The sequence below is a fragment of the Rhodococcus qingshengii JCM 15477 genome, assembly GCF_023221595.1.
GTDB lineage: Bacteria > Actinomycetota > Actinomycetes > Mycobacteriales > Mycobacteriaceae > Rhodococcus_F > Rhodococcus_F qingshengii.
In genome coordinates, this window is the sequence record NZ_CP096568.1 from 75,044 (window position 1) to 95,231 (window position 20,188).

Annotated in this window: 17 protein-coding genes and 2 pseudogenes; 8 read left to right on the forward strand and 11 right to left on the reverse strand. The window is 61.2% G+C overall.

What is annotated here, in order from left to right; all coding sequences use genetic code 11:
• The first annotated feature begins 120 nt into the window (after window positions 1-120).
• Window positions 121-1,392: an SIR2 family protein gene (locus M0639_RS33935; RefSeq protein ID WP_179090809.1), complete on the forward strand. Its 1,272-nt coding sequence runs from the start codon at window positions 121-123 to the stop codon at window positions 1,390-1,392.
• Entirely contained in the window at window positions 1,389-3,374 is a 1,986-nt protein-coding gene (locus M0639_RS33940) for an ATP-binding protein (protein WP_076949022.1), read from the forward strand. Before M0639_RS33935 ends, M0639_RS33940 begins: the two co-directional genes overlap by 4 nt.
• 313 nt (window positions 3,375-3,687) lie before the next feature.
• Here M0639_RS33940 and M0639_RS33945 read toward each other — a convergent pair.
• Window positions 3,688-4,581, reverse strand: a pseudogene (locus tag M0639_RS33945) (vWA domain-containing protein); the annotation flags it as partial.
• A pseudogene (locus tag M0639_RS33950) lies at window positions 4,578-5,681 on the reverse strand (P-loop NTPase family protein). The pseudogenes M0639_RS33950 and M0639_RS33945, both read right to left, overlap by 4 nt.
• A 514-nt stretch (window positions 5,682-6,195) precedes the next feature.
• On the opposite strand from M0639_RS33950, the gene M0639_RS33955 reads away from it, so the two are divergent.
• Window positions 6,196-6,900 (forward strand): hypothetical protein, encoded by a 705-nt coding sequence (locus M0639_RS33955; protein ID WP_047270875.1) that lies wholly within the window; start codon window positions 6,196-6,198, stop codon window positions 6,898-6,900.
• On the forward strand, window positions 6,887-7,681 hold the full coding sequence (locus M0639_RS33960) for a hypothetical protein (protein ID WP_064075488.1): 795 nt from the start codon (window positions 6,887-6,889) through the stop codon (window positions 7,679-7,681). The genes M0639_RS33955 and M0639_RS33960 overlap by 14 nt, the downstream gene beginning before the upstream one ends.
• A gap of 44 nt (window positions 7,682-7,725) precedes the next feature.
• Here M0639_RS33960 and M0639_RS33965 read toward each other — a convergent pair whose 3' ends face one another.
• The 5 genes from M0639_RS33965 to M0639_RS33985 all read right to left on the reverse strand — a co-directional run bounded on the left by M0639_RS33965 (window position 7,726) and on the right by M0639_RS33985 (window position 11,836).
• Window positions 7,726-8,430 carry a hypothetical protein gene (locus tag M0639_RS33965; protein WP_372907080.1) on the reverse strand — a complete coding sequence of 235 codons (705 nt, stop codon included), beginning with the start codon at window positions 8,428-8,430 and terminating at the stop codon, window positions 7,726-7,728.
• A gap of 14 nt (window positions 8,431-8,444) precedes the next feature.
• Complete coding sequence (locus M0639_RS33970; protein ID WP_042445356.1) at window positions 8,445-9,308, reverse strand: RAMP superfamily CRISPR-associated protein; 864 nt, start codon at window positions 9,306-9,308, stop codon at window positions 8,445-8,447.
• Window positions 9,305-9,742, reverse strand: a complete 438-nt coding sequence (locus M0639_RS33975) for a hypothetical protein (protein ID WP_064075490.1) — start codon at window positions 9,740-9,742, stop codon at window positions 9,305-9,307. The genes M0639_RS33970 and M0639_RS33975 overlap by 4 nt, the downstream gene beginning before the upstream one ends.
• Window positions 9,742-9,942 carry a hypothetical protein gene (locus M0639_RS33980; RefSeq protein ID WP_143541260.1) on the reverse strand — a complete coding sequence of 67 codons (201 nt, stop codon included), beginning with the start codon at window positions 9,940-9,942 and terminating at the stop codon, window positions 9,742-9,744. Before M0639_RS33980 ends, M0639_RS33975 begins: the two co-directional genes overlap by 1 nt.
• Before the next feature lie 568 nt (window positions 9,943-10,510).
• A complete protein-coding gene (locus M0639_RS33985) occupies window positions 10,511-11,836 on the reverse strand; it encodes a MinD/ParA family ATP-binding protein (protein WP_228232817.1) in 1,326 nt (441 codons plus the stop codon).
• A gap of 635 nt (window positions 11,837-12,471) precedes the next feature.
• On the opposite strand from M0639_RS33985, the gene M0639_RS33990 reads away from it, so the two are divergent.
• Window positions 12,472-13,323 carry a phosphoadenosine phosphosulfate reductase domain-containing protein gene (locus tag M0639_RS33990; protein WP_064075492.1) on the forward strand — a complete coding sequence of 284 codons (852 nt, stop codon included), beginning with the start codon at window positions 12,472-12,474 and terminating at the stop codon, window positions 13,321-13,323.
• A gap of 21 nt (window positions 13,324-13,344) precedes the next feature.
• On the opposite strand, the gene M0639_RS33995 is transcribed toward M0639_RS33990, so the two are convergent.
• The 4 genes from M0639_RS33995 to M0639_RS34010 all read right to left on the reverse strand — a co-directional run bounded on the left by M0639_RS33995 (window position 13,345) and on the right by M0639_RS34010 (window position 16,362).
• Window positions 13,345-13,908 (reverse strand): hypothetical protein, encoded by a 564-nt coding sequence (locus M0639_RS33995; protein ID WP_064075498.1) that lies wholly within the window; start codon window positions 13,906-13,908, stop codon window positions 13,345-13,347.
• Window positions 13,909-14,219: 311 nt separating this feature from the next.
• A complete protein-coding gene (locus tag M0639_RS34000) occupies window positions 14,220-15,113 on the reverse strand; it encodes a hypothetical protein (protein WP_064075493.1) in 894 nt (297 codons plus the stop codon).
• 388 nt (window positions 15,114-15,501) lie between these two features.
• The gene (locus M0639_RS34005) at window positions 15,502-15,921 is read right to left on the reverse strand and encodes a hypothetical protein (RefSeq protein WP_046380368.1); all 420 of its coding nucleotides are present in this window, start codon (window positions 15,919-15,921) and stop codon (window positions 15,502-15,504) included.
• Between the two features lie 3 nt (window positions 15,922-15,924).
• Window positions 15,925-16,362 carry an HNH endonuclease family protein gene (locus M0639_RS34010; RefSeq protein WP_082893309.1) on the reverse strand — a complete coding sequence of 146 codons (438 nt, stop codon included), beginning with the start codon at window positions 16,360-16,362 and terminating at the stop codon, window positions 15,925-15,927.
• Between the two features lie 54 nt (window positions 16,363-16,416).
• Between M0639_RS34010 and M0639_RS34015 the strand changes: the two genes are divergently transcribed.
• The 3 genes from M0639_RS34015 to M0639_RS34025 are packed head-to-tail and all read left to right on the forward strand — an operon-like array spanning window position 16,417 to window position 20,161.
• Entirely contained in the window at window positions 16,417-17,592 is a 1,176-nt protein-coding gene (locus M0639_RS34015) for a tyrosine-type recombinase/integrase (protein WP_064075494.1), read from the forward strand.
• Window positions 17,585-19,744 carry a tyrosine-type recombinase/integrase gene (locus M0639_RS34020; protein WP_082893310.1) on the forward strand — a complete coding sequence of 720 codons (2,160 nt, stop codon included), beginning with the start codon at window positions 17,585-17,587 and terminating at the stop codon, window positions 19,742-19,744. The genes M0639_RS34015 and M0639_RS34020 overlap by 8 nt, the downstream gene beginning before the upstream one ends.
• A gap of 18 nt (window positions 19,745-19,762) precedes the next feature.
• Window positions 19,763-20,161, forward strand: coding sequence for a DUF6262 family protein (locus tag M0639_RS34025; protein ID WP_064075496.1), 399 nt, complete (start codon window positions 19,763-19,765; stop codon window positions 20,159-20,161).
• Window positions 20,162-20,188: the final 27 nt, after the last annotated feature.

Here is a 20,188-nt window from a genome sequence, read left to right on the forward strand (position 1 = left end):
TCTGCGTGAATTCCTAACCCGCATCTCTATCGTTCATACCTGAGCGCTTAATCTGATCTTCATGCCGGACGACGGCTCGACTAGTGCACCACGGTGCAGACAACCTGAATGGATGCACACGTGACGAACGTAAGTATCGCAGTGGCGCCGACGCGATTCGAGCAGCCCGGAAGCATTTCGGTTGATCAGCTCCGGACGATAGTCCAGGATTCGCATCTCAATTTTCTGGTCGGAGCCGGCACCCCCAGTGCGTTCTTCGGGATGCTCGGCGACATCGAGGACGCACTCACCACGATCGCTCGACGTGACGACGTGACCGATGACTCGAAGGCGATCGCACGGGCTTCCATTCAGGGGTATTTCTTCGACAAAGTCATTCTTCCCAACACCGAACTCCTCAAGCCGACACCTAATTCCGAGGCCAACGCGGTGCTGAGGTCCTACGCAATCTTCGGGCAGACGTTGAACAGGATTCTTCTCCGGCGGCGCAGCACCCTGCTCAGCAAGAAGGTGAACCTTTTCACCACCAACATCGACTTGGTGTTCGAGGTGGCCTTCGAACGCCTCGGGGTCGGCTTCAACGACGGGTTTTCCGGAAAGATTCGCCCGACGTTCGACCTCGGATCGCTGAGTTCGCTGCAGTACCGTTCAGGTGTGCGGTACGAGCATCTTTCGGAGATCCCCACATTCGACCTGTACAAATTGCACGGCTCCATCGGGTGGGAACTACTCGACGATCCGACAACCACATCAGACATCGTGTTCGACCCGCACTTGAGCACTGTCGCCGCAACTCTCACCGCACTCGTCGAACTCCGTCCCGAACTGATCCCGATCAACACACGTGATGATGTCGACGCCGAAAAATTGCTGGTGCAAGCAGACACTATGGTTCGATCGAACAAAATCGCCACGTTCACACATGCCTATGACCGACTTGTCATCGTCAACCCCGAAAAGCAGAAGTTCGCGACAACAGTTCTCATCGAAACGTATTACGAGCTGATCCGGCGGTTCGCCAATGAACTGGAAAAGGAAAACAGCGCACTGTTCGTCATGGGTTTTTCGTTCCGCGATGAGCATCTCCGCAAGCTGATCGTCCGAGCAGCTCGAACCAATCCGACATTGCAAATCATCGTGTTCTGCTACAACCTGGCTGACCGCGCCGCCTACGAGAAGCTCATTCCCGAACTCGACGTGCCGAACGGCAACATCCTGTACGTCACCCCACCTCCACCGACGGACGACGCCGACGACGATGATGATGTGGTTCATTTCGATTTGGATACTGTTGTCACGCAATACTTTGCACCACTCATCCCAGAGTCCACACGCGGCCCGGACGGGCAGATCGAGCTCATCTTCAAGACCGACGACAGCGGGACAGCGTGATAGATCAGCCGCTCCTCCAAGACGAGTCCGTATTCCGGGTCGGCCGAGTCATATCCGTCGAAGGACGGCGCGTCCGTGTCGCCGTCGACAGACTCAAAAATGGATCGCACCTGCTCTACCAAGGCGGCATCGTCCGAAACATCGCAGTCGGCAGCTACCTGAAAATCTCCAAAGGCTTCACCGACATGATTGCAAAAGTTGACGGCGAACACGTATCGGAAGACCGGGGCACCCACACCCACTACCGGCGCAGTGTCGACGACTTCACCCGAACACTCGATGTCAGCCTCATCGGATTCCTGCACAACGACACATTTCAACGAGGCATCCGAGAGCTTCCCCTACTCGACAACGAATGCTTCATCCTCACCCAGGCCGAATTCCAGTCCGTTCATCAATTCGTCCAACCCGGAGACGCGGCACTACCGCTGGGGGTCCTCGCGATGGAACCCACGCAGGAAGTCGCCATCGGCGTCGATGCCATCTTCGCCAGTCACATCGGAATCTTCGGCAACACCGGAAGCGGCAAGTCCTACACCCTCGCCAAGATCTATCACGAACTGTTCGAACAATTTTCGGCCGCGCCAGGTTTCAGCGAACGAGCACAGTTCCTTCTGATCGATTTCAACGGCGAGTACGTCGACAGAGTCGGCGTACCTGGCGCACACGCCACCGAAGTGATCGCCGGCTTTCCCACCAAAAAGTCATACGTCCTCTCCACCCGTAGCGACACCAGCGACAAACTCCCCCTGCCGAAGAGCGCCGTCCACGACCCCCTGTTCTGGACAGTCCTGCTCGACGCGACCGAAAAGACCCAAGCTCCCTTCATCAGCCGAGTCCTCACCAGCGACTACTGGGACAATCTTATTCCAGACCCTTCGGCCTTACTTGACGTGATCGCTGAAATCATTTGTCGCGCAACTAAAAACACCGACCCCGCAATCGACCGACAACTCACCGTCAACTTCCTCGAAGAAATCCGAGACTGCCTCGGAGCTGCAGCGACACCAGAGTTCGACGAGGTCATCCAAGATTTCCGATTCAACCTCCAGTTCCACTCGATGCAGAAAACGTTCTTCTGGTCCTCACCCACCACGTGGGCGAACAACACTGGGTGGGACGAATTCCTGACCCCTAAAATCACGGCCCTCGACCTCGACTTCGTCACTATCGAAGACATCGACCTCGTACGATTCAAGATCGTCATGCAGTACTACCGAGACATCATCAGCGGCTACTCGAACCGAGAACACTTGGGCCCACTCATCAAACGGATGAACGAACGCGTACCGAGCATCAAAAAACTCATCCGCGTCTCCGACGACGGCCTCGCCGAACACCCACTGACAGTCGTCTCACTGCGCGACGTCAACCTGGCGATGCGCAAAGTCATCCCGATGATCCTGTGCAAACAACTCTACGACCACAAAAAGGAAACCGATCCGAGCGGGGAACGCTACCTGAACCTCATCATCGACGAAGCCCACAACATCCTCTCCACCCAGTCAACCCGTGAAAGCGAAGCGTGGCGCGACTACCGCCTCGAAACCTTCGAGGAAATCGTCAAAGAAGGCCGCAAGTTCGGAGTCTTCCTCACCATCGCAAGCCAACGCCCCCACGACATCTCCGAAACCATCATCTCCCAACTACACAACTACTTCCTGCACCGACTGGTCAACAACCTCGACATCCGCGCCATCGAAAAAGCTGTCGCCTACCTCGACGCCGTCTCATTCGAATCCCTCCCCATCCTCCCCACCGGCACATGCGTCATCGCCGGTGTCTCCGCCCAAGTACCGATCGTCGTGAAAATCGGTGAACTCCCATCCCCGTCGGAACCGAACAGCCGAACCATGTCGGTCACCGAAACCTGGCTACGGGCAACGGATAACGCAGCACAGGAGCTGACCGACAGCACAGATGAACCCAACGACGTTCCACAACTCGGTGGACGCCCGGACTTCGACGACCCACCGTTCTGAACTCGCTGAGCGAAAACTTCCGGAGCGAACGACCGAACACCATCGAGCTACCATCTCAGCCGAACTGAGTAATTCGGATTCGCAGTGCATAACCTGCCGGCGTTCGCGTGACCCCGAGTTATTACTCATCGTTGAGTAGGCGTACCGCACCGATGTTGCGCTCCATTCATGCTAATCTCGACGTACTACATCCCCCACGCCTCTCCACGATGCGCACTTGGGGGATTTTCTTTGTCATAGCTCGGAAAGGAACGCACATGGCGCGACCCCCGCGTGTGCCCCGGCCGACGCGCCCTCGTGGCTCCCTCGACTACGCCGCCGACAGATCACCTGCCGACATGGACCCCGACGTGTCGATCACAATCGACACCGTGATCGACGGACCCCGCATCGCCGGGGCCACGATCCCCGGCAGGCTGCGCCGCGACGGACGCGCATAGCTGTAGTTCGTCCGCCCCGACTGATCCGCCAACGCGCGCCGGATCACCGCACGCAACACCCGATCCCACGCCGCGGTCGGCGGCGTGAGAACCTCACCAGCCCAACGCGCCAACCCTGCCGGCGGCATCCCGCGCCCCTTCCCTCGCGCCGCCTGCACCGCCCGCGCCACATGCCGGCGCACCAGATCCGCTTCCGCGCCCTCCAACCCGTCCGCGACCTCCCCCGCTGCCGCGCCCAACTCCCCCGGCACCGGCGCGCACCCCGCACCCGATCCGCATCCCACATCGTCGTCTGGAAACTGTTGTCCCGTAGCCGGATCGATCAGGTGCGTGTAATAGTCCTCCGCGATTCCGCCGTCCTCACACCCGAACGACTGTGGAGTGATCACCCCGTCCGGTAACCCGACGCCCGCCGCCAGCAAGTCGTCGTTGATTTCCGCATCCGCCGCGTAATTCCACGCCACGTGCCCCGCCGGCTTCGGCAAGGACTGACCCCGCACACCGTGCGCCCGCAGCAAGTGCCCGACCTCGTGCAACAACACCGCACCCGCCACCGGCACCGGCCACGCACCAGCCCCCACCAACAACGCCGGATCGAGATACAGCCGCCACTGCGCATCCACCGCGAACGTGCCCAACCCCGGTGCAGCAACAGGCTGCGCCGCGAACAACGCCCGCATGAAATACGGCATCTGTTCGACAGAAACCAGCCGCGCCAGGCGAAACGCCCGCAACTCATCCGGCGCAAGCGCCCGAACCCCGCTCATGCCGCCGCCTCCATCAGACCCGCAGCGGTCAACATCGGCGCGAACCGACGCGCAGACGCCGGGACAGTCGCCTTCGCCGGTCGCGCCTTCGCCAGCGTGCGCGCCGCCGCGCCCGCCACGTCCGGTGCGCCCGCCTCCGCAGCCGCGATCAGCGGACCCCACGCACTACGCCAAGCCTCCACCGTGCCGCGCCCCACCGCCCACACCGTGACACCGGACAACACCGCCCACACCAGATCAGGACGCGACTGCCAATCGAACGCCGAAACGGGATTCTCCACCACCGCAACCGGATCGGGCAGATCCGCGCTACGCCGCCACTGAAAAGAACTCCACGCCCGCACCCTCACCGATCAACCCGAACACCGCCGTGTTGATCGCCGCGTTGTCGTCCTCCCGCAAATGCGGCAACACCGCTGCCAACATCGACCAAATGCGACGCGACGGCCACGCGCCACCGGTCTGCGCCGCCGACGACCCAAACGCATCCAACGCATCAGGATTGCGCTGCACAAAGCCGGTGATCGAACTGCGCACCAACACAGGCCCGCTGCTCATCGGTGGCCACCGCACGCGAGGCAGGCGGCGCACCCCACCCCGTCGCCATACCGTCCAACCACTCATCCACAGACGGCGTGAACTCCACATAGCAGAACCGATTCGCCAACGGCGCTTCCAACACGTACCCACCAGCAGCGCAACCGACGAGCGTTCGCCCCCGCAATCACCCGAGTTCCCTTCGGCAACTGCACATCACCGACAGTCAGATCCAGCGCCACCGCCAACATCGCCGCCTGCACAGCAGGCGGACTCGTCGTCAACTCGTCCAGAAACAGATACCCGCCACCCCCGGCAACCAATTCCTTCGCCCACGCCGGAGCCTCCAACGTCACACCGTGCTCCCGCACCACCGGCAACCCCGCGAAATCCGACGGCTCACGCAACGACCCCAACACCGTCTTGCACAACACCCCATCCGCCGCAGCCAACCCACGCACCAAACTCGACTTGCCCATCCCCGGACCCGAAATCAGCAACGACGGCACACCCGCTCGCCCATTCGCATCCAACACAGTCACAGCAGTAGCCAGATCAGCCATCAGAACACTCCAAAAAATCGGCACGATGGTCAGTCGCGCACTCAACAGGACATCTCGAATTATACGGTCTGAACTGCGGAAATGACGGATTCTGTGGCTCTAAATGGCCCTGCCCCTCGCCGTGCCGGGGGCGCGGCGAGGGAAGGCCGGCCAGCCGGCCTCTCCCCCCGTGTGACCAGATCGTGTCGTACACACCTGAGATAGTGCGGGGTTGCGAAACAACGCAGAATACGAGAAAGAGATTCACACCTGCAGGTCGGCGATCATGTCCGCATCTACACCACCGGTACGTCGGTGTTCTCCATCGTCGAGATCGATGAAGCCTCGGGAAAGGCCATCGTCGAATCCGTCACAGACGCACCGGGAAAGTACCCCTGGCCGACTGACTTGACCAACCTCGTCGCCGCTGGGAATCCGCAGGGCTGATAGAAAATGTGTCTCGATCACACATCAATAATTGATCGATTTAGTGCAGTTATTGCCTTATATGGTCGCAAATGCGACCATATAAGGCATGGATGAGATGACGGTGCACGATGCTGCAGCTGCACTCTCGGTGACCGAACGGCAGGTCACCAGACTCGCTCGCGCCGGTTCCATCACCATCGCCCGCGAGGTGGGCAATTCTCTCCTGCTCAACAGTGCATCCGTCCACCGCATGGCCCAGAGCTCTCGCCGTCCCGGACGCCCGTGGAATCCTGAAGTTTCCTGGGCAGCCCTGGCCTTGTTGTCCCACTGCACAGTCGACTGGATCGCTTCTCCGACACAGATCACCCGACTCAAACATCGTTTACGCCGGTCGTCCGCTGCAGAAGTGGCCTACCTCGCCAGAAACCGCGCCACCACACACCACATGGAGACCTGGGGGGAGGGCGACGTAGATGTCTTGATCAGGGGCGGCTACCTCGCCGCCACCGGTATCAGCGCGATCATCCACGTACCGGAAACAGCGGCGCGATTCGGACTGTCCTCCGCGAGAAACGACAAAGCCGACGGGTACATCGTCGACGACGACTTCGACGACGTCGTAGAACAATTCGGGATGCTCTCCCAAAACGGAGATGTCACCCTCCGGGTCGTTTCCGCCCTGAACCCGTTCTTCCGTACATCAACGCTTCCGATCGCGGCCGTCGCCGTCGATCTGATGGAATCACTCGACACCCGCCAGCGCAGCGCCGGCACGCGCGTACTCCAGGAGCTACTCGATGACTTCCGTTGAACGTCCCGAGTGGACTATTCAGGCGCCTGCCGGCGGGTGGGCTACACCGTGGCCGCAAGCCGCGGAACTGGCCAACGCGATCCCGTCCGACCAATGGACACTGATCGGCGGTTTGATGGTGCAGCTGCACGCAGCGAAAGCAGGAGTGCCACTCAACAGACCCACGCTTGATGTCGACATCGTGCTGCACATAGAAACCGGCGCAGCCGTATTCAACGAAGTCAAGAAACAACTCGAGGATCTCGGCTACGAACTCCACTGGTCACTCCAAGACGACGACCCCATCCACCGGTTTACACGTGGAGGAGAAAAGACGCCCGAGATAGTCGATGTGATGGTCGCCGACCATCTACCACCGAAGCATGTCCCGAAGCTGAAAGGGCACCCGGTCTTCCAGGTCCCAGGTGCCACATCTGCATTGCGGAAAACCGTAAACTGCACGATCGAAATTGACGGGATACCAACCCGTTTGAGCCTGCCGACCGTTCTGGGGGCTCTGATCCTCAAGGGGGCAGCTTTCATCAGTGACCGCAAAGACACGCAACGCCATCTCGATGACGCGGCAATACTTGCCAGTGCGATTGGCAATCCGATCGTCGAACGTGATGTGCCGATGACGGAAAACGACCCACGCAGACTCGCGAAGCTCGCTGAGGCACTCGAAAACCCACAACACCGTTCGTGGCAACTCGTGCCAGAAGGGCGTCGAGATCGCGCGTACAGGGCGCTGATGACTATCGCTAGCAGGCCAGAGAACCCCAGTTCAGGTACCGCGCAATAGCCGAGCACCACGACAGAACTTAGCTCCGAGATCGTCTTCGCTACTCACGCAGTGAGCGAGAACGGCAGGTTGAGCGTGTGCCGGCGGAAACCGTGCATGTACGGCGGCCGCAGACCCGTGGGTCCTCGGCCGCCGGTTGCCACCGCGGTTCCGTGCAGGCATCCATCCGGGGTTGGCCGACCGAGGCTGCCATCAACATGGAGATGCCCTGCCGACCAGCCAAAAGACTCGTCGAGAGGCGTCACTTCCCACCGCAGAACTCGACCTTCGCCCTGACTACGTTTTTTTCCGATCGCGGCGACACCGTGCAAGATCGCCATGATCCGGGCATCGTCTCCCACACATTGCCATGTCACTGTGTCGGTGCTCGTGACCAACAACGGCATGCTCCGCGACCGGTACGGGCCTTGCCTTTCCGAGACGACGCCCGGGAGATCTGCCACAAGGTCCCCGAGCGCCGCATGATCGGGGCGCCCCGTCCAGTAGCGCACCACTGGATGATCGACAGGTTTCTCGGGATACGCGCAAGTAGCTGCCCAGTGCCATAAGCCTCCGCCTGACAGTTCGCATCGAGCCAAGGGCAAATCGAGGTCTTCAGGGTCGACGTCGGCTGCCAGCGCAGCTACGTCTTCTCCTCGATCGCGCTTGCCCGCCTTCTGGTCTGCCCATATTTCTGCGGCGAGCAGTCCGTCGAGGCTCACTCCCCAGGGTGCGGCGTGCGCGATTCCGTGGGCGAGTCTCGCTTTCACCAGTAGCGGCCTCATCACCAGTTCGCCAGAACTTCCAGCGCGTCGTCTCGAACACTGCGCAGATGTTCGCGCCAGTCCACCGCAGATGCTGGGGTGCCGGCAGTCGTCGATCGCGTGGATTCGACGCGAACCATCCCGTGGCCGATCGACAATCGACCACCGAGTCGTCCTGCTGCTGTGAATTCGGCGAGGACGTCTGTGAAGAAGGCGATCTGCAGATCGGTGGCTCGGGTGAGGCGGATCCAGGATTCGAAGGTGGTTCCCGCAGGTAAGGTCTCGACTTCGTAGCGCATCAGGTGTGAGCCGGTCGCCGGGCTCTCCGCGTCGGCCTCTGCCGCGGCGGTTGATGGGAAGTCTGCGGTATCCGAGTCGTCGAATCGGCTGTACCGCTCGATGCCCAGCAGCTCGAACTGGCTCAGTAACGGGAGCTTCGACGGTCTGGACATGATGTGTTCGGTCTCTTTGACCCTCGGTACGACTTTCCCGATCTGGGCGCGGCCCTTGATCATCGTGGAGCTGCTGTTACCTCCGAAGACGCCGATCAGGGGGATGAGATTTCGTGCATGCTCGAGTCTGCTTCCGGAGAGGGGTTCGCCCTTGGTTTTTCGTAGGGCTCCTCCGCTGCGGAGGGTGTGGGCCGCCGGCAGCGACAGTGTGCCCTCGTAGTCCAGCACGTCGCGGAGGAGTTCCTCACCGATGCGTCGCAGTGTTCCGCGGAAGGAGTTGCCGGAGATGATCGGGACGAGCTCCCCCGTCCCGTCGGGCTGAATTACTTCTTCGCGGCGAAAGAGCGCCGTGGTTGTCGAGGTGCTGTCGTCTTTGTGCGAGATCGACGACAGTGCGTAGATGTCCAGATCCCAATGCACAGTGCTGGTCATGGTGATGTTTCTCCTGCGTTGTCGCGCCGCCGGCGGGTGTGGGTTTGGGACTCTCGGTATGCCGTCGCGACGATCTGCGTTCGAAGCACCAGCGCCCGGGTCGATTCGCGCATGATTGTCAGCACTGGCTTCGGTGGTTCTCTCAGTAGTTGCGAGAGTTCGAGTCGCTGCGATGCGTTGGGTCGGGATTCGAGCTTCTCGGACACGATGCCCCACCATCGGTCGAGATCGGCGCCGCACCGGTAGGTGGCGAGCCGGACTCGATCGGGAAGGTGGTGTTCCCAGTAGACGGCTCGGCGGGATGCTACCCATCCGCTTTCCCAGTCGATTCCGTAGTGCAGCAGCAGAAGTAGCCGTTCAGCGGTTGAGTGAGCCCCGGTCAGTGCGGGTAGTTCGGGAACGGACGCAAGCCATTTGTCAGTGGAGGTTGCCATTACGGTTCCTTCCTGTCCGAGGAGGAGGCGCGTAGGCCGAGTTCCCACCATGGGGGTGCCGCGCGCCATCGATCGAGTTCTGCCCAGTCTTCGAGGAGTCCCGTCCACCGTGCGGCAGGAAGTCGGCGCATCATCGCGAATTGCGGTGCGCTCGCTGCCAGCATCCGCTCTCCGAAGCCGTCCGCGCGCAGGCGGCGCATCGCAGCGAGAGTGTGTACATCGTGTTTGGTCCAAGACAACGAGATGTCGTCGACACTAATTTCGCCCCACCGCGCATGAGGGAGAAGGTGTTTGCGACGCATACCCACTGGCACGACGAGCGCGTGCGCGGAGGTTAACGGTTTCTGCAGGCGCGCTCCGAGTTGTCTCGAAGTCAAAGTTTTCAGTGTTGGTGGGCACGCTCCCACCAACTGGATGTTCAGACGCAGTGCTGAGGTGCGGTAGACCCACGCGCAGACTTGGCACATCCCTTGCGCGGCGGGCGAGGACCACCCGTCGAAGGCAGTGAATGTGCGTGAAACGACGGATTTGACAGAGATGTTGCCGGGGCTCTCACGCCCGCACCGGGCGCAGGGGCCACCGCAGCGGCGACCTTCGACAGGTGGGGGATCAACTGCCCTGTGTGCGGCGGTGCACACGTCTTTGATACTCACAGCGTTCGAGTCGGTCATGCAAAGCAAGCTATCTGCGGCACATGACATTACGAACACCGCGCACATTACGGCAGTGGATAATCAGCAGCTGTCGAGGCCGCCAGCGTCGGTTTCGTTATGCGGGTCCCTTGTTCACGAAATCGTCGGCGAGATCCGCCGCGAGTTCGAGGTACGCACGTTCGGTCTTCTTGCTCAGCAGCGGCAGGTCGATCGGGCCGCCTTCCCCGAGGTGTTCGTCGAACGGGATGATGCGGACCGCTCGTACGCCTTGTTGGCGGAAGACGTCTTCGAGCTGACTCAGGTCGAGTGAGGAGGATCCCGGCCGTGTCGAATTGACGACCACCACTGCCTTTTCCACCAGGCGTTGATGTCCTTGCTCGTTGAGCCATGCCAAGGTGGAGACAGCCGATCGTGCGCCGTCTTGGGCGGTGGGGCTGACCACGACGACTGCATCCGCCTCGTCGAGGATGCCCTTCATCGCTGAATGCATCATGCCGGTTCCGCAATCGGTGATGATGATGTTGTAGTGCACTTCCAACGTTTTGAGCGCGTCGAGATAGTCCTGCTCGTTGAAGGCTTCGGAGGTGGCCGGGTCAGTTTCGTTGGCGAGGATTTCCAGACGACTGTCCCCCTGAGAGGTGTAGTGCCTCACATCGCTGTAAGTGCGGATGTGGTGATCTGCCAGCAGGTCTCGAACGGTGTATCGGTGCTCGCGATGCTCGCGATCGGCAAGGGTTCCGGCGTCCGGATTGGCATCGATCGCGATCACACGGTCGCCTCGCAGCGAGGCGAACGTCGACCCCACTGTTTTCGCTGCAGTTGTTTTTCCCACCCCACCTTTGAGGGAAACGAAGGCGATTTTGTACACGCCTCGCGAAGGCTGGTTGATCCGTTTGACCAATTCGAGGTACTCGAGCTCTGCCTGCGACTGACCCGGGTTGACCTTGCCCCCTGTCAATTTGAACAGAAAGCGGCGGAAACCTTTCGCCGGCGGGCGCTTCGCACGACGGATGATGTCGAGGTCGTCGATAGTGCGCCTCGGAGGGGTTGAGGATCGGAAATCAGAGGCGATTCCGGGGTTGACCTGACGCGGTTGAATGGCAGGTCCCTGCGGCGGGGCGCCGTTGTAGTGCTGTTGACCGTATTGGCCTACCGCTGGCGCGGCCGGCTGAGCGGTGGAATGAGGGTGGGTCTGACCCGCGCTCAACGGCTGCTGATACTGCGCGGTGTGAGAACGCGGTTCTTCAGTCTGCGGGGCCGAGGCGTTGTATCCACCAGTGCCGCGAGATCCTTGAGTGTCGACGCCGGCGCCTTGAGCAGGAAACGCTGTCGTCGGCGGATCCCATGACGGAGCTGATTCGACTGCGGCGTTGGGCGCACTCGACGAAGTGGTCGGGGGTACAGGCTGCGAGCTCGCCGGCGGCAGGTTCGAGGGCGACACGACCCGGACATTTGCGACCCGCGATGGACCAGGCGGAACCGGCTGTGGGTGCGCAACAGGCGCTTCCTGATTCAGGGTGGAGTCAACGTGGCGGGTGGACGACGGGCTCCTTTGCGCTGTCTCTGACTCCGCGTGAACACTCCGGATGTGATCGAGCGGATCGGGCGTAGTCGGTTGCGGCTTGCTCTGACGCGCCTCCTGCGGGGCGATCGGCTGCCAGCCTCCGTTTGCCGCAGGCGCTCCGGCTTCGGTTGCGTGCGTGGGAGCTGACGGGGCGAATGGCTGCGCTGGGGGTGCGGCGTCGACTGGCGATGATCCCTCATGCGGATGTGGTGCGTGACGTGCGACGCGGTCTTCGGTGTGAACTTGATGGCCGCCGCTGTCCAGAGGGTTCTCACCGTCATCGGCGCTGGCATCGAGCCATGGTGGCAATTCGGGATTATTCTGGTCGCTGGACATGGTCCCCCACTTTCGTTGGAAATTCGTTTTGGGCGATTTTGGCGAACGTATCACCGACTGGATACACGACGAGCAGCCAATATCTGCTCCCGTCTCCGGGATTCACACACAGATACGCGCTTCGCACGAAGCGGAGAGACTGCCGATAGGGTTGAAACACTCATGAAGGGAACAGGATGAGTGCAACTCCGGATGGCTTGAACATGGCCACGCTCAATGCATTCCGCCCTATCCGGCATGATCTGGAGTCAATACGAGCGAAAATCGCTGCACACCTCGAAGATAATGACGGCTACGTCGCGTTCTCCGGCGGTAAGGATTCGCTTGTCGTGCTTCACCTCGCCCTTTCCGTGGAGCCGAATGTTCCCGTCGTCTTCTTCGACTCCGGAGCGGAGTTTCCTGAGACGTACGAATTCGTGCAGCTAGTGGCACAGGAATGGAAGTTGAACTTTCAGGTATATGCGGCAGAGCCCCCATTACTGGAAATGCTCTCCCGAGACGGGGGTTGGCAGCACGAACGTGCGGCGGACTACCTAAAGTCCGTTTCACTGCACGAATCATTGATTGCGGAGCCAGCTCGTCGCGCGCACGCCGACCACGGGCCAGGCGAGATATGGGGTGTACGCGCCGACGAATCTGTCAAAGGCACAGGTCGATGGTCGCTCTATCACAGCAATCTCGCGCTCGAAATCGAACGGAACTGCCGAACGTGTTGTGCCACTAAGGCGGAGCAACGCCGGGCACACGGTGGCTTGATCTCGCGCTCCGACGGAACTCGCGTGATTGGGCCGGCATGGGATTGGAGCCGCGACGATGTCTGGGGCTACGTGGCTCGACACAAGCTGCCGGCCAACCCGATCTACGACAAACTACGTGGTCTCGGCGTCTCCGACGAAAACTTGCGGGTCAGCCATCTCATCGACGGGCACTTCCTCGAACAAGGCCGGGTCACGTGGCTACGACGCGGATGGCCGACATTGTTCGAGGAAATCGCTGATGCACTTCCCCGTATCCGCGAGTACATCTGACACCTAAGTGTGAAGCGGGTGTTAGTCGCCGATCTTGAACGAGTTTTGGGCGGAGTCGGTGCATTGGAGGTAGGACTCGGCATGGGAGCGGCCGTCGACGTACGGCCAGTTGCAGCGCCATCCTTCCACTGTGGCGAACCGCCCTTGACCTTCGATGACCACCGAAGTGTCATTGAGGTATCGCTCACTGATTGCAAGGGCCGTTGCGCACTCGACAGATCCGGTTAGGACGATCACTGGTTGGACGGCGCCTGTGGCGTGGGGGACGACTGTCCCACACAGGTCGCCAGCAGTTGCGGCGGACGCCGGCGAAATTCCGGGCTGAACCGGCGGGGCAGTACCTGACTGGAGCTGCGACGTTGGAAAGGGATCAGCAGTTCCGGTGGTGATGCCCGCCTGTCCTCTGACGTCCGTGACGCCCGCCTGAGTGGGTGCTGTGCCGGACGTCGACGAGGCAGACGATTCACTGGTGGCGCTTGTCGTCAACGACTCGTTTTCAGATCCCGAATCGGTACACCCTGCAACTGTGGCCGCGGTCATTGCTGCAATCGCGATGATGCAGCGTCTGGTCGAACGTCGTTTCACAGTGTTCTCCATTGTCTCGTGCTGTTGATTAGTGTTGTACAAGTGCACTTTTCAGTTGCATCGTCTGCCCTACCTCGGTTAGAGTCAGTGCACTGAGATTGCACAGTGAGAGTCGGAGGCATCACCCTTTGGGTGGCCTCCGATTTTTCTTTGCGCCGGCAGTGTTGATATTTTCGGGATGCTCGACCGTCGAATCGCCTGAAGCCGGTTCTACGAGGCTGAATGTCGACTTCCCTGCCAGGATCTCGGGGTGCATGAAGATTTCGGGGCGGCCTTGTGCGTCTGTGTAAGCCATGCTGAACCTCTATTTCTCAAGTCGCTTCGGTTGTCGTGATCTCGCGCAGTTGCACGACGATTCTTTCGCCAGGCGGCTGACCAGGCCGTTCGTAAGGGGCGTTGTGTATGGCGACGACTTCGACATGCATTCCTCGGGGCAGCACGTGCGCGGTGTTGTTTCCGCTATCGGATTGCCCCAGGTACATTCCGCGATTGGTTTCGATCTCGAAGGCAACGTCGTTGGGCCCGCGGTGTGCATCCAGTTCGTGAAGTGTGTGAGTGCCGGCCGTGAAGCGGTCGAAGGAAATCACCGCGCCTGGTTGCAGATTCGATGGCCAATCATGCTGCCCCGCTATCGGATGCGGCATCGTGACTTCGGTGTAGACCAGATGGCCTCGACCTGTTTTCGACTCCGCTGATTGGATCGCACGGTCGATCCGTTGGACCTCTTTTCGCTGCTTATCGTCAAGCAGAACAGCGTCACCGTTGACTCTCGACAGAGCGGCATTCGTCTCAGCCCATGTCTTCGGGTCCGACACCAAACCGTTCAACGCCCGATGTTGTGTCCCGGGCATTGTGTCAAGGACAGCACGTTTGGCCACCGATCGCGCTTTGCGTTGTCTCGAACTCAAGTTTTTGCGGAGCTCGATCTCACCGGGCAAGTTGCGGCGCAATCTCGCATCTGTGATCGGGGCAGTTCCCGGCCGAGGAAATGCGCGGTTGAGGTCCTTCGAAGCTCGGGTCAGGCTCATCCCTTCGGTGGCCGAGTCGAGGTTCCGTGCGGAAGCTCTTTCCTTCTCTCGCTCCGCATACCGTTGTTCCGGGATGACGAGAGCTTGCTTCTTCGTCGCTATATTCGAGTTTCCGCCGTCGACATCGACGACACCGGATACTCCGTCAGGGCTCGACCTGGTGTAACTGCGAGACATAGGGGTCCACTTCCTCGAACGAGTCAACTCACGCCGTTTTGCGATGCGGAGTGGGAACTTGAGTCCCCAAGGTCATCGCAGTGTCGAGGACGTCGGAGATGTTCCTGCTGGTTCGCCCGCACATCGCGCATTGGGCGGGAAGGTGCTGGGTGACGAGTTCCACGAAATGTATGTGGCACACCAAATGCGGAGTCGGGGTCCACCCGGCGCAGCAGTCTCTCAGAGTAAGAGCCCACTGCGCCGGACGGATATGAGTCACGTCGACGCCGGCTTGTTTCTCCAGTTCGCAGCTGGTGCAGCTCGGGAGGACACGTACGACCGAATCGATATCGAGCGGCGAGTTGTGGTCCATCATGAACTCCTCTGTTCTGCAAAGCTGGCAGGCGATTTAGTCGTTGGTACCGGCGCTGCTGGGCTGTTCACCGGTGTGATTCGGTGATGCGGGCGGTGCGGCCTGGGACGTTGTTTCGGCGGCGGCCGGCTTCTGTCGACGAGCCTTCTTCTTCTTCGGCGCCGAGTAGCCCATATCTGTGAGTTCACGCGCTGTCCAGCCACCGGAAATGGCTGTGTCGTATGCGGTTTTGATCGTGTCTTCCGCGCGCGCGTGCTCTGCGTCAAGCGATTCGAGTTCCTGGGCGTGCTTGGCAAGGAGAACCTCGCGCTGATCGAGGATTTCCTGCGCAGAGGCTTGCGCCTCACCAATTGCTCCGACAAGCGATACACGTGCCTGAAGAGCTTTGTGTGCCAGTGCCTCAGCGCTCTTGCGTGCTGTGTCCACTGCCTTCTTGTTGGTCGGTGTGGGGCTCATCTGTCATTTCTCCTTGGTTATTTCCGGATCTAGACCGCACGCAAGTGAAGCGCTGTGGAGGTCACCGGTGGTGACGCTCAACGCGTAGTCGCGGGCGACTGTCAAATAGCGTGCCGCATACTCGCATCCGTACGCCGTATTGGGGGGCATCCATTCATCGAGTCCTTTGTCGGATTTCTTCCCGTTGGTCGGTCCGTCCACGGCCATCAGGTTGCGATCGATGTCGTTGGCAAACTGGATTCGTTTGTCGACCGTCCAAGTCGAAGCGCCCATTTTCCATGCTCGGGCAAGGGGATACACGTGTAATCCGTAGCAAGTAGGTAGTGCCGTTGACATCATCCTGGGTCTCCTTCCACGGATTCTGGATATGTGGGCGACGGTGTTATCTGCAGGCAGCGAGGCACGCCGATGACACCGCCGACACGCTCCATTCGGGTGCATCGAATCAGGCAGCGCCGGGCGTAGCTTCGACTTCAGACGAACGGGAGCGGGCTGATGGCTACAGCGCAACGTGTCACTCTCAGCGACGGTGCAACGACCTGGACGGTGATCGACAGATCGTTCGGTCTCGTCGAGCCGGTCGAGGCGTACCTCGAGTACGGGCGGCAAGTCGACTTCCGGCCGAACACGATCCGGGCCTACGCACAGAGCCTGGCGCAGTGGTGGTCGTCCCTGGAAGTGACCGGTACGTCGTGGGATGCGGTGAAGCTGCACGACTTCGGCGACTTCATCTCGGCACTTCGCTACGGCGAGCTGGACTATCCGATCCGCGAACTCCGCCCTCGACCAGCGCTCAGCGACAGCACGGTGAATCTCCGCATGCGCGCGGTGATGAGTTTCTACCGCTACCAGGCCGACAGCGGAACAGACGCTGCGCCGTTCCTGTGGACGCAAGCCCAGGTCCGATCGGGACGCTACCTCTCGTTCCTCGAGCACGTGGCCAGGCGAGCGCCGCAAAAGCGCGCCGCTATCCGAATCCGCGCCTCCCGCAAGGCCATCCCGGTTCTGACGCCGACCACGATCGACGTCCTCCAAGATGCCGAGGCCAGCTACGACCCAACATTCGAGGAGTGGCGAGGTGACCTGCGATATCGGTTCCTGTGGGCAGTCCTGGCGGAATCGGGTATGCGGATCGGTGAAGCTCTCTCGTTGCAGCACCGCGACTGGATCACCGGGATCGGCGGCAAGAGCGCCCGGGTCGCGATCGTGAGCAGGGTGCACCCGCACGGCCTGTCCGCCAAGTCCGGGGAGCGCGAGGTCCACATCGGGTCGCGGCTCGACCGGCTCTACGCCGACTACGTGTGGTGGCTGTGCGACCGAGGCGCCGATGTGGCCCTCGGTGATTGGGACAGCAGCTACATCTTCTGCAACGTGATGCGGGACCCGCTGTTCGCGCCGCTGCGCACCGAGTCGGTCTATGCGCACCTGCGCTCGCTCAAGCATCGCGACGTCGGTCTCCCGAACCTGATGACACCGCACTGGTTTCGGCACACTCACGCCACCGCGCTGTTGCTGGCGGGGAGTCCCGTCCACACCGTCAGTCGCCGCCTCGGCCACGCGAGCGTGCAGACCACGATGAACATCTACGGCCATGTCACCGAGGACGCCGAGCTGGCGTCGGTAGCGAACTGGCGCGAATACGTCGCCGGATGGGAGTACCCGAATGCTTAGCCCAGCAACAGGTCCCGCAGCCACGTCCTGGTCGCGCAGCCCCAAGAGATTGCACCAGATCGATCCGGGCTTGGCACTAGCGGACATGTTCGACCTCACCATCGCCCGCAGGCTCTGGGACTCTCTGCCCGAAGAATGCCGCAGCGATCACTTCGACAAGAAGACGATGCCGGCACACTACCGACCGGCGATCCGCGAAGTCACCGTCGGTGGGGGCTGGACCTCCTGCTACCTGAACTTCCGCGGTTTGCCGGAGCCGATGACCTGGGAAATCGCCTGGATCATTCATCGGCGTATCGAGCTGGGTCACTTCGTCCGCGTCATCGAGACGAATGCCGTCTTCATCCTGTTGCGCGCCGCGATGCATCACGACGACGAGTGCCGGTCGGCGCAATCGCTGCTGCACCGTTCGCCTGACGAGTGGGTGCGATCCGCACGGAAAGCTCAGATGCGCGGCGCGAAGATCGGCGAGTCTGCGTTCAAAGGCGGCACCTACCGCCTCGGGCACATGGCCGCCGTGCTCGGATATGCCTATCATCGTGGCCCGTGGTGGGAGTTGAATGTCTGGAATCCCAGCCTCGACCCGAGGGTGCCCCAACGCGATCACGAACCGCAAGGTCGCACGACAATGCATTTCACCAACCTGACCAGTCGCTGGTTGCGCGAGGGAGCGAAGTACTGGCTCTCGGCGGGCCTGACCACGGAACGGTACTCGTGGAGCACGATCAAATCGCGCCTGGATGCTCTGAAATGGTTGCAACGCTACATCGACACCACCGCCGATCAGGGCCCGTGCCTGACTACCGACCCGCACCGACTCCGGGGCTTCATCCGCGGGTTCTGCGACATGCTCCTCGCGCACCGCATCGAGTCCGGGGTGCGCGCGGGCAAGCCGCTGGCGACGAACCCACGTCGCCAGATCATGACCGCGATCGAGCAGTTCTACCAGTTCATGTATGACCACCGGGATGAGGCCGCCACCGAGCTCGGCATCAGCGCCTGGGCCTCTCTGAGACCCGAGCACTGCGTGCTGTTCCGACCCGAGGACAAGCCCCGCCTGACCAACGTCAAGGCACGCGACATGGTCCTCGAAGACAGTGTCCTGCAGCAGATCGCCGAGGGCAGCGGCTTGCTTGCACAGCCTGTGACGGATGGAGGGCTCGGCGACCTGCAAGCCTTCCACATCCTGATGCTTCTGCTGCGCACCGGACGTCGCGCCAACGAGGTGCTGATGATGGACTTCGACCCGCTCGAACCGATCCTGCACAATCGCGCAGACGGTGATCCTGACAGCGCGGGCTTCGTCGCCCGGATGCGGTATCAACAGACCAAGATCGAATCGAACCTCGCACCCACGATCCCCGTGGACGAGGAGATCGTCACGATCATCCGAGCCCAGCAAAAGCACGCCCGAGACATGATGGCGCACTTCGGAAACCCTGACGTAACGCCGAAATACCTGTTCCTCTGCGCGAGCCGAAACCGACTGGGCGACAAGCCCTACCCGCTTCCGACAATGCATCTGCGGTTCAGCAGGCTCACCAGCCTGCTCAACATCAGCGACTCCGTCGGCCGCCAGGTCGCGGTCTCCAAGACACACCGCTTCCGGCACACCGCCGCGACCAACCTGATCAACGCCGGGGTGCCGCTGCACGTCGTGATGCGCTACTTCGGGCACGTCTCCCCGGACATGACCTTGCACTACGCCGTGACCTCTGCGCAGACCATGGAGGAGGAATTCCTCCGATACAAGAAAGTCACCCGCGACGGCCGCACCGCCTCGATCGACAGCTCCGACCTCTACGATCTGATCCAGCTCGATAAGCGAGCTGACCGCATCCTGCCCAACGGCTGGTGCACGCTCCCACCGAAACAATTGTGCGATAAGGGAAACGCCTGCCTGTCCTGCTCGAAGTTCGTCACCGACTCCACTCACGCCCCGCAGTTGCGGACCCAGCTCACCGACACGGAAACCCTGATCGAACACCGGCAAGCAGTGTTCACCGCGAAGTACGGCGCCCCGATGGACGAGACGAACATCTGGCTGCAAGGCCGCCAAATCGAGGTCGACTCGCTCAACCGGATCCTGCTCTCGATCAACGATGTCTCCGCCGCCGACAAGGCCGTTCGCGGCCCCGGAACCACCACCTAGTGCAAGGAGAACAAGCCCGTGCCCGAACACCTCACCGCCGCAGCGCGAGCGCGCCACACCGAGACCCGAGCGCGCGCGGAAGCGGCGCTGCTGGCACTCAGCAATGCAGGCGAGCCGGTCACCTTCGCGGCCGTCGCTCGCCGCGCCACGGTCTCCACCGACTTCCTCTACAACCAGCCCGACCTGCGCACAAAGATCAACGACCTCCGCACCAGGCGCCCGCACCACCGAACAACTCCGGAACAGATGACCGAACGCGAACAGCAGTCCGCATCGTCCGCGGTCAGAGCACTGTCCTCGCAGCTCAAGGAACTCAAACGCCGGCACGCCGAAGAGCTCGGCGAGCTGCGCAAGGCGCTCGCGGTCGCCCACGGCGAGAACCTCGCGCTGCGGCGACGACTCGCCGACCCCCGCTAGCGCCCTGAGGGTAAGCGATTTCGCTGC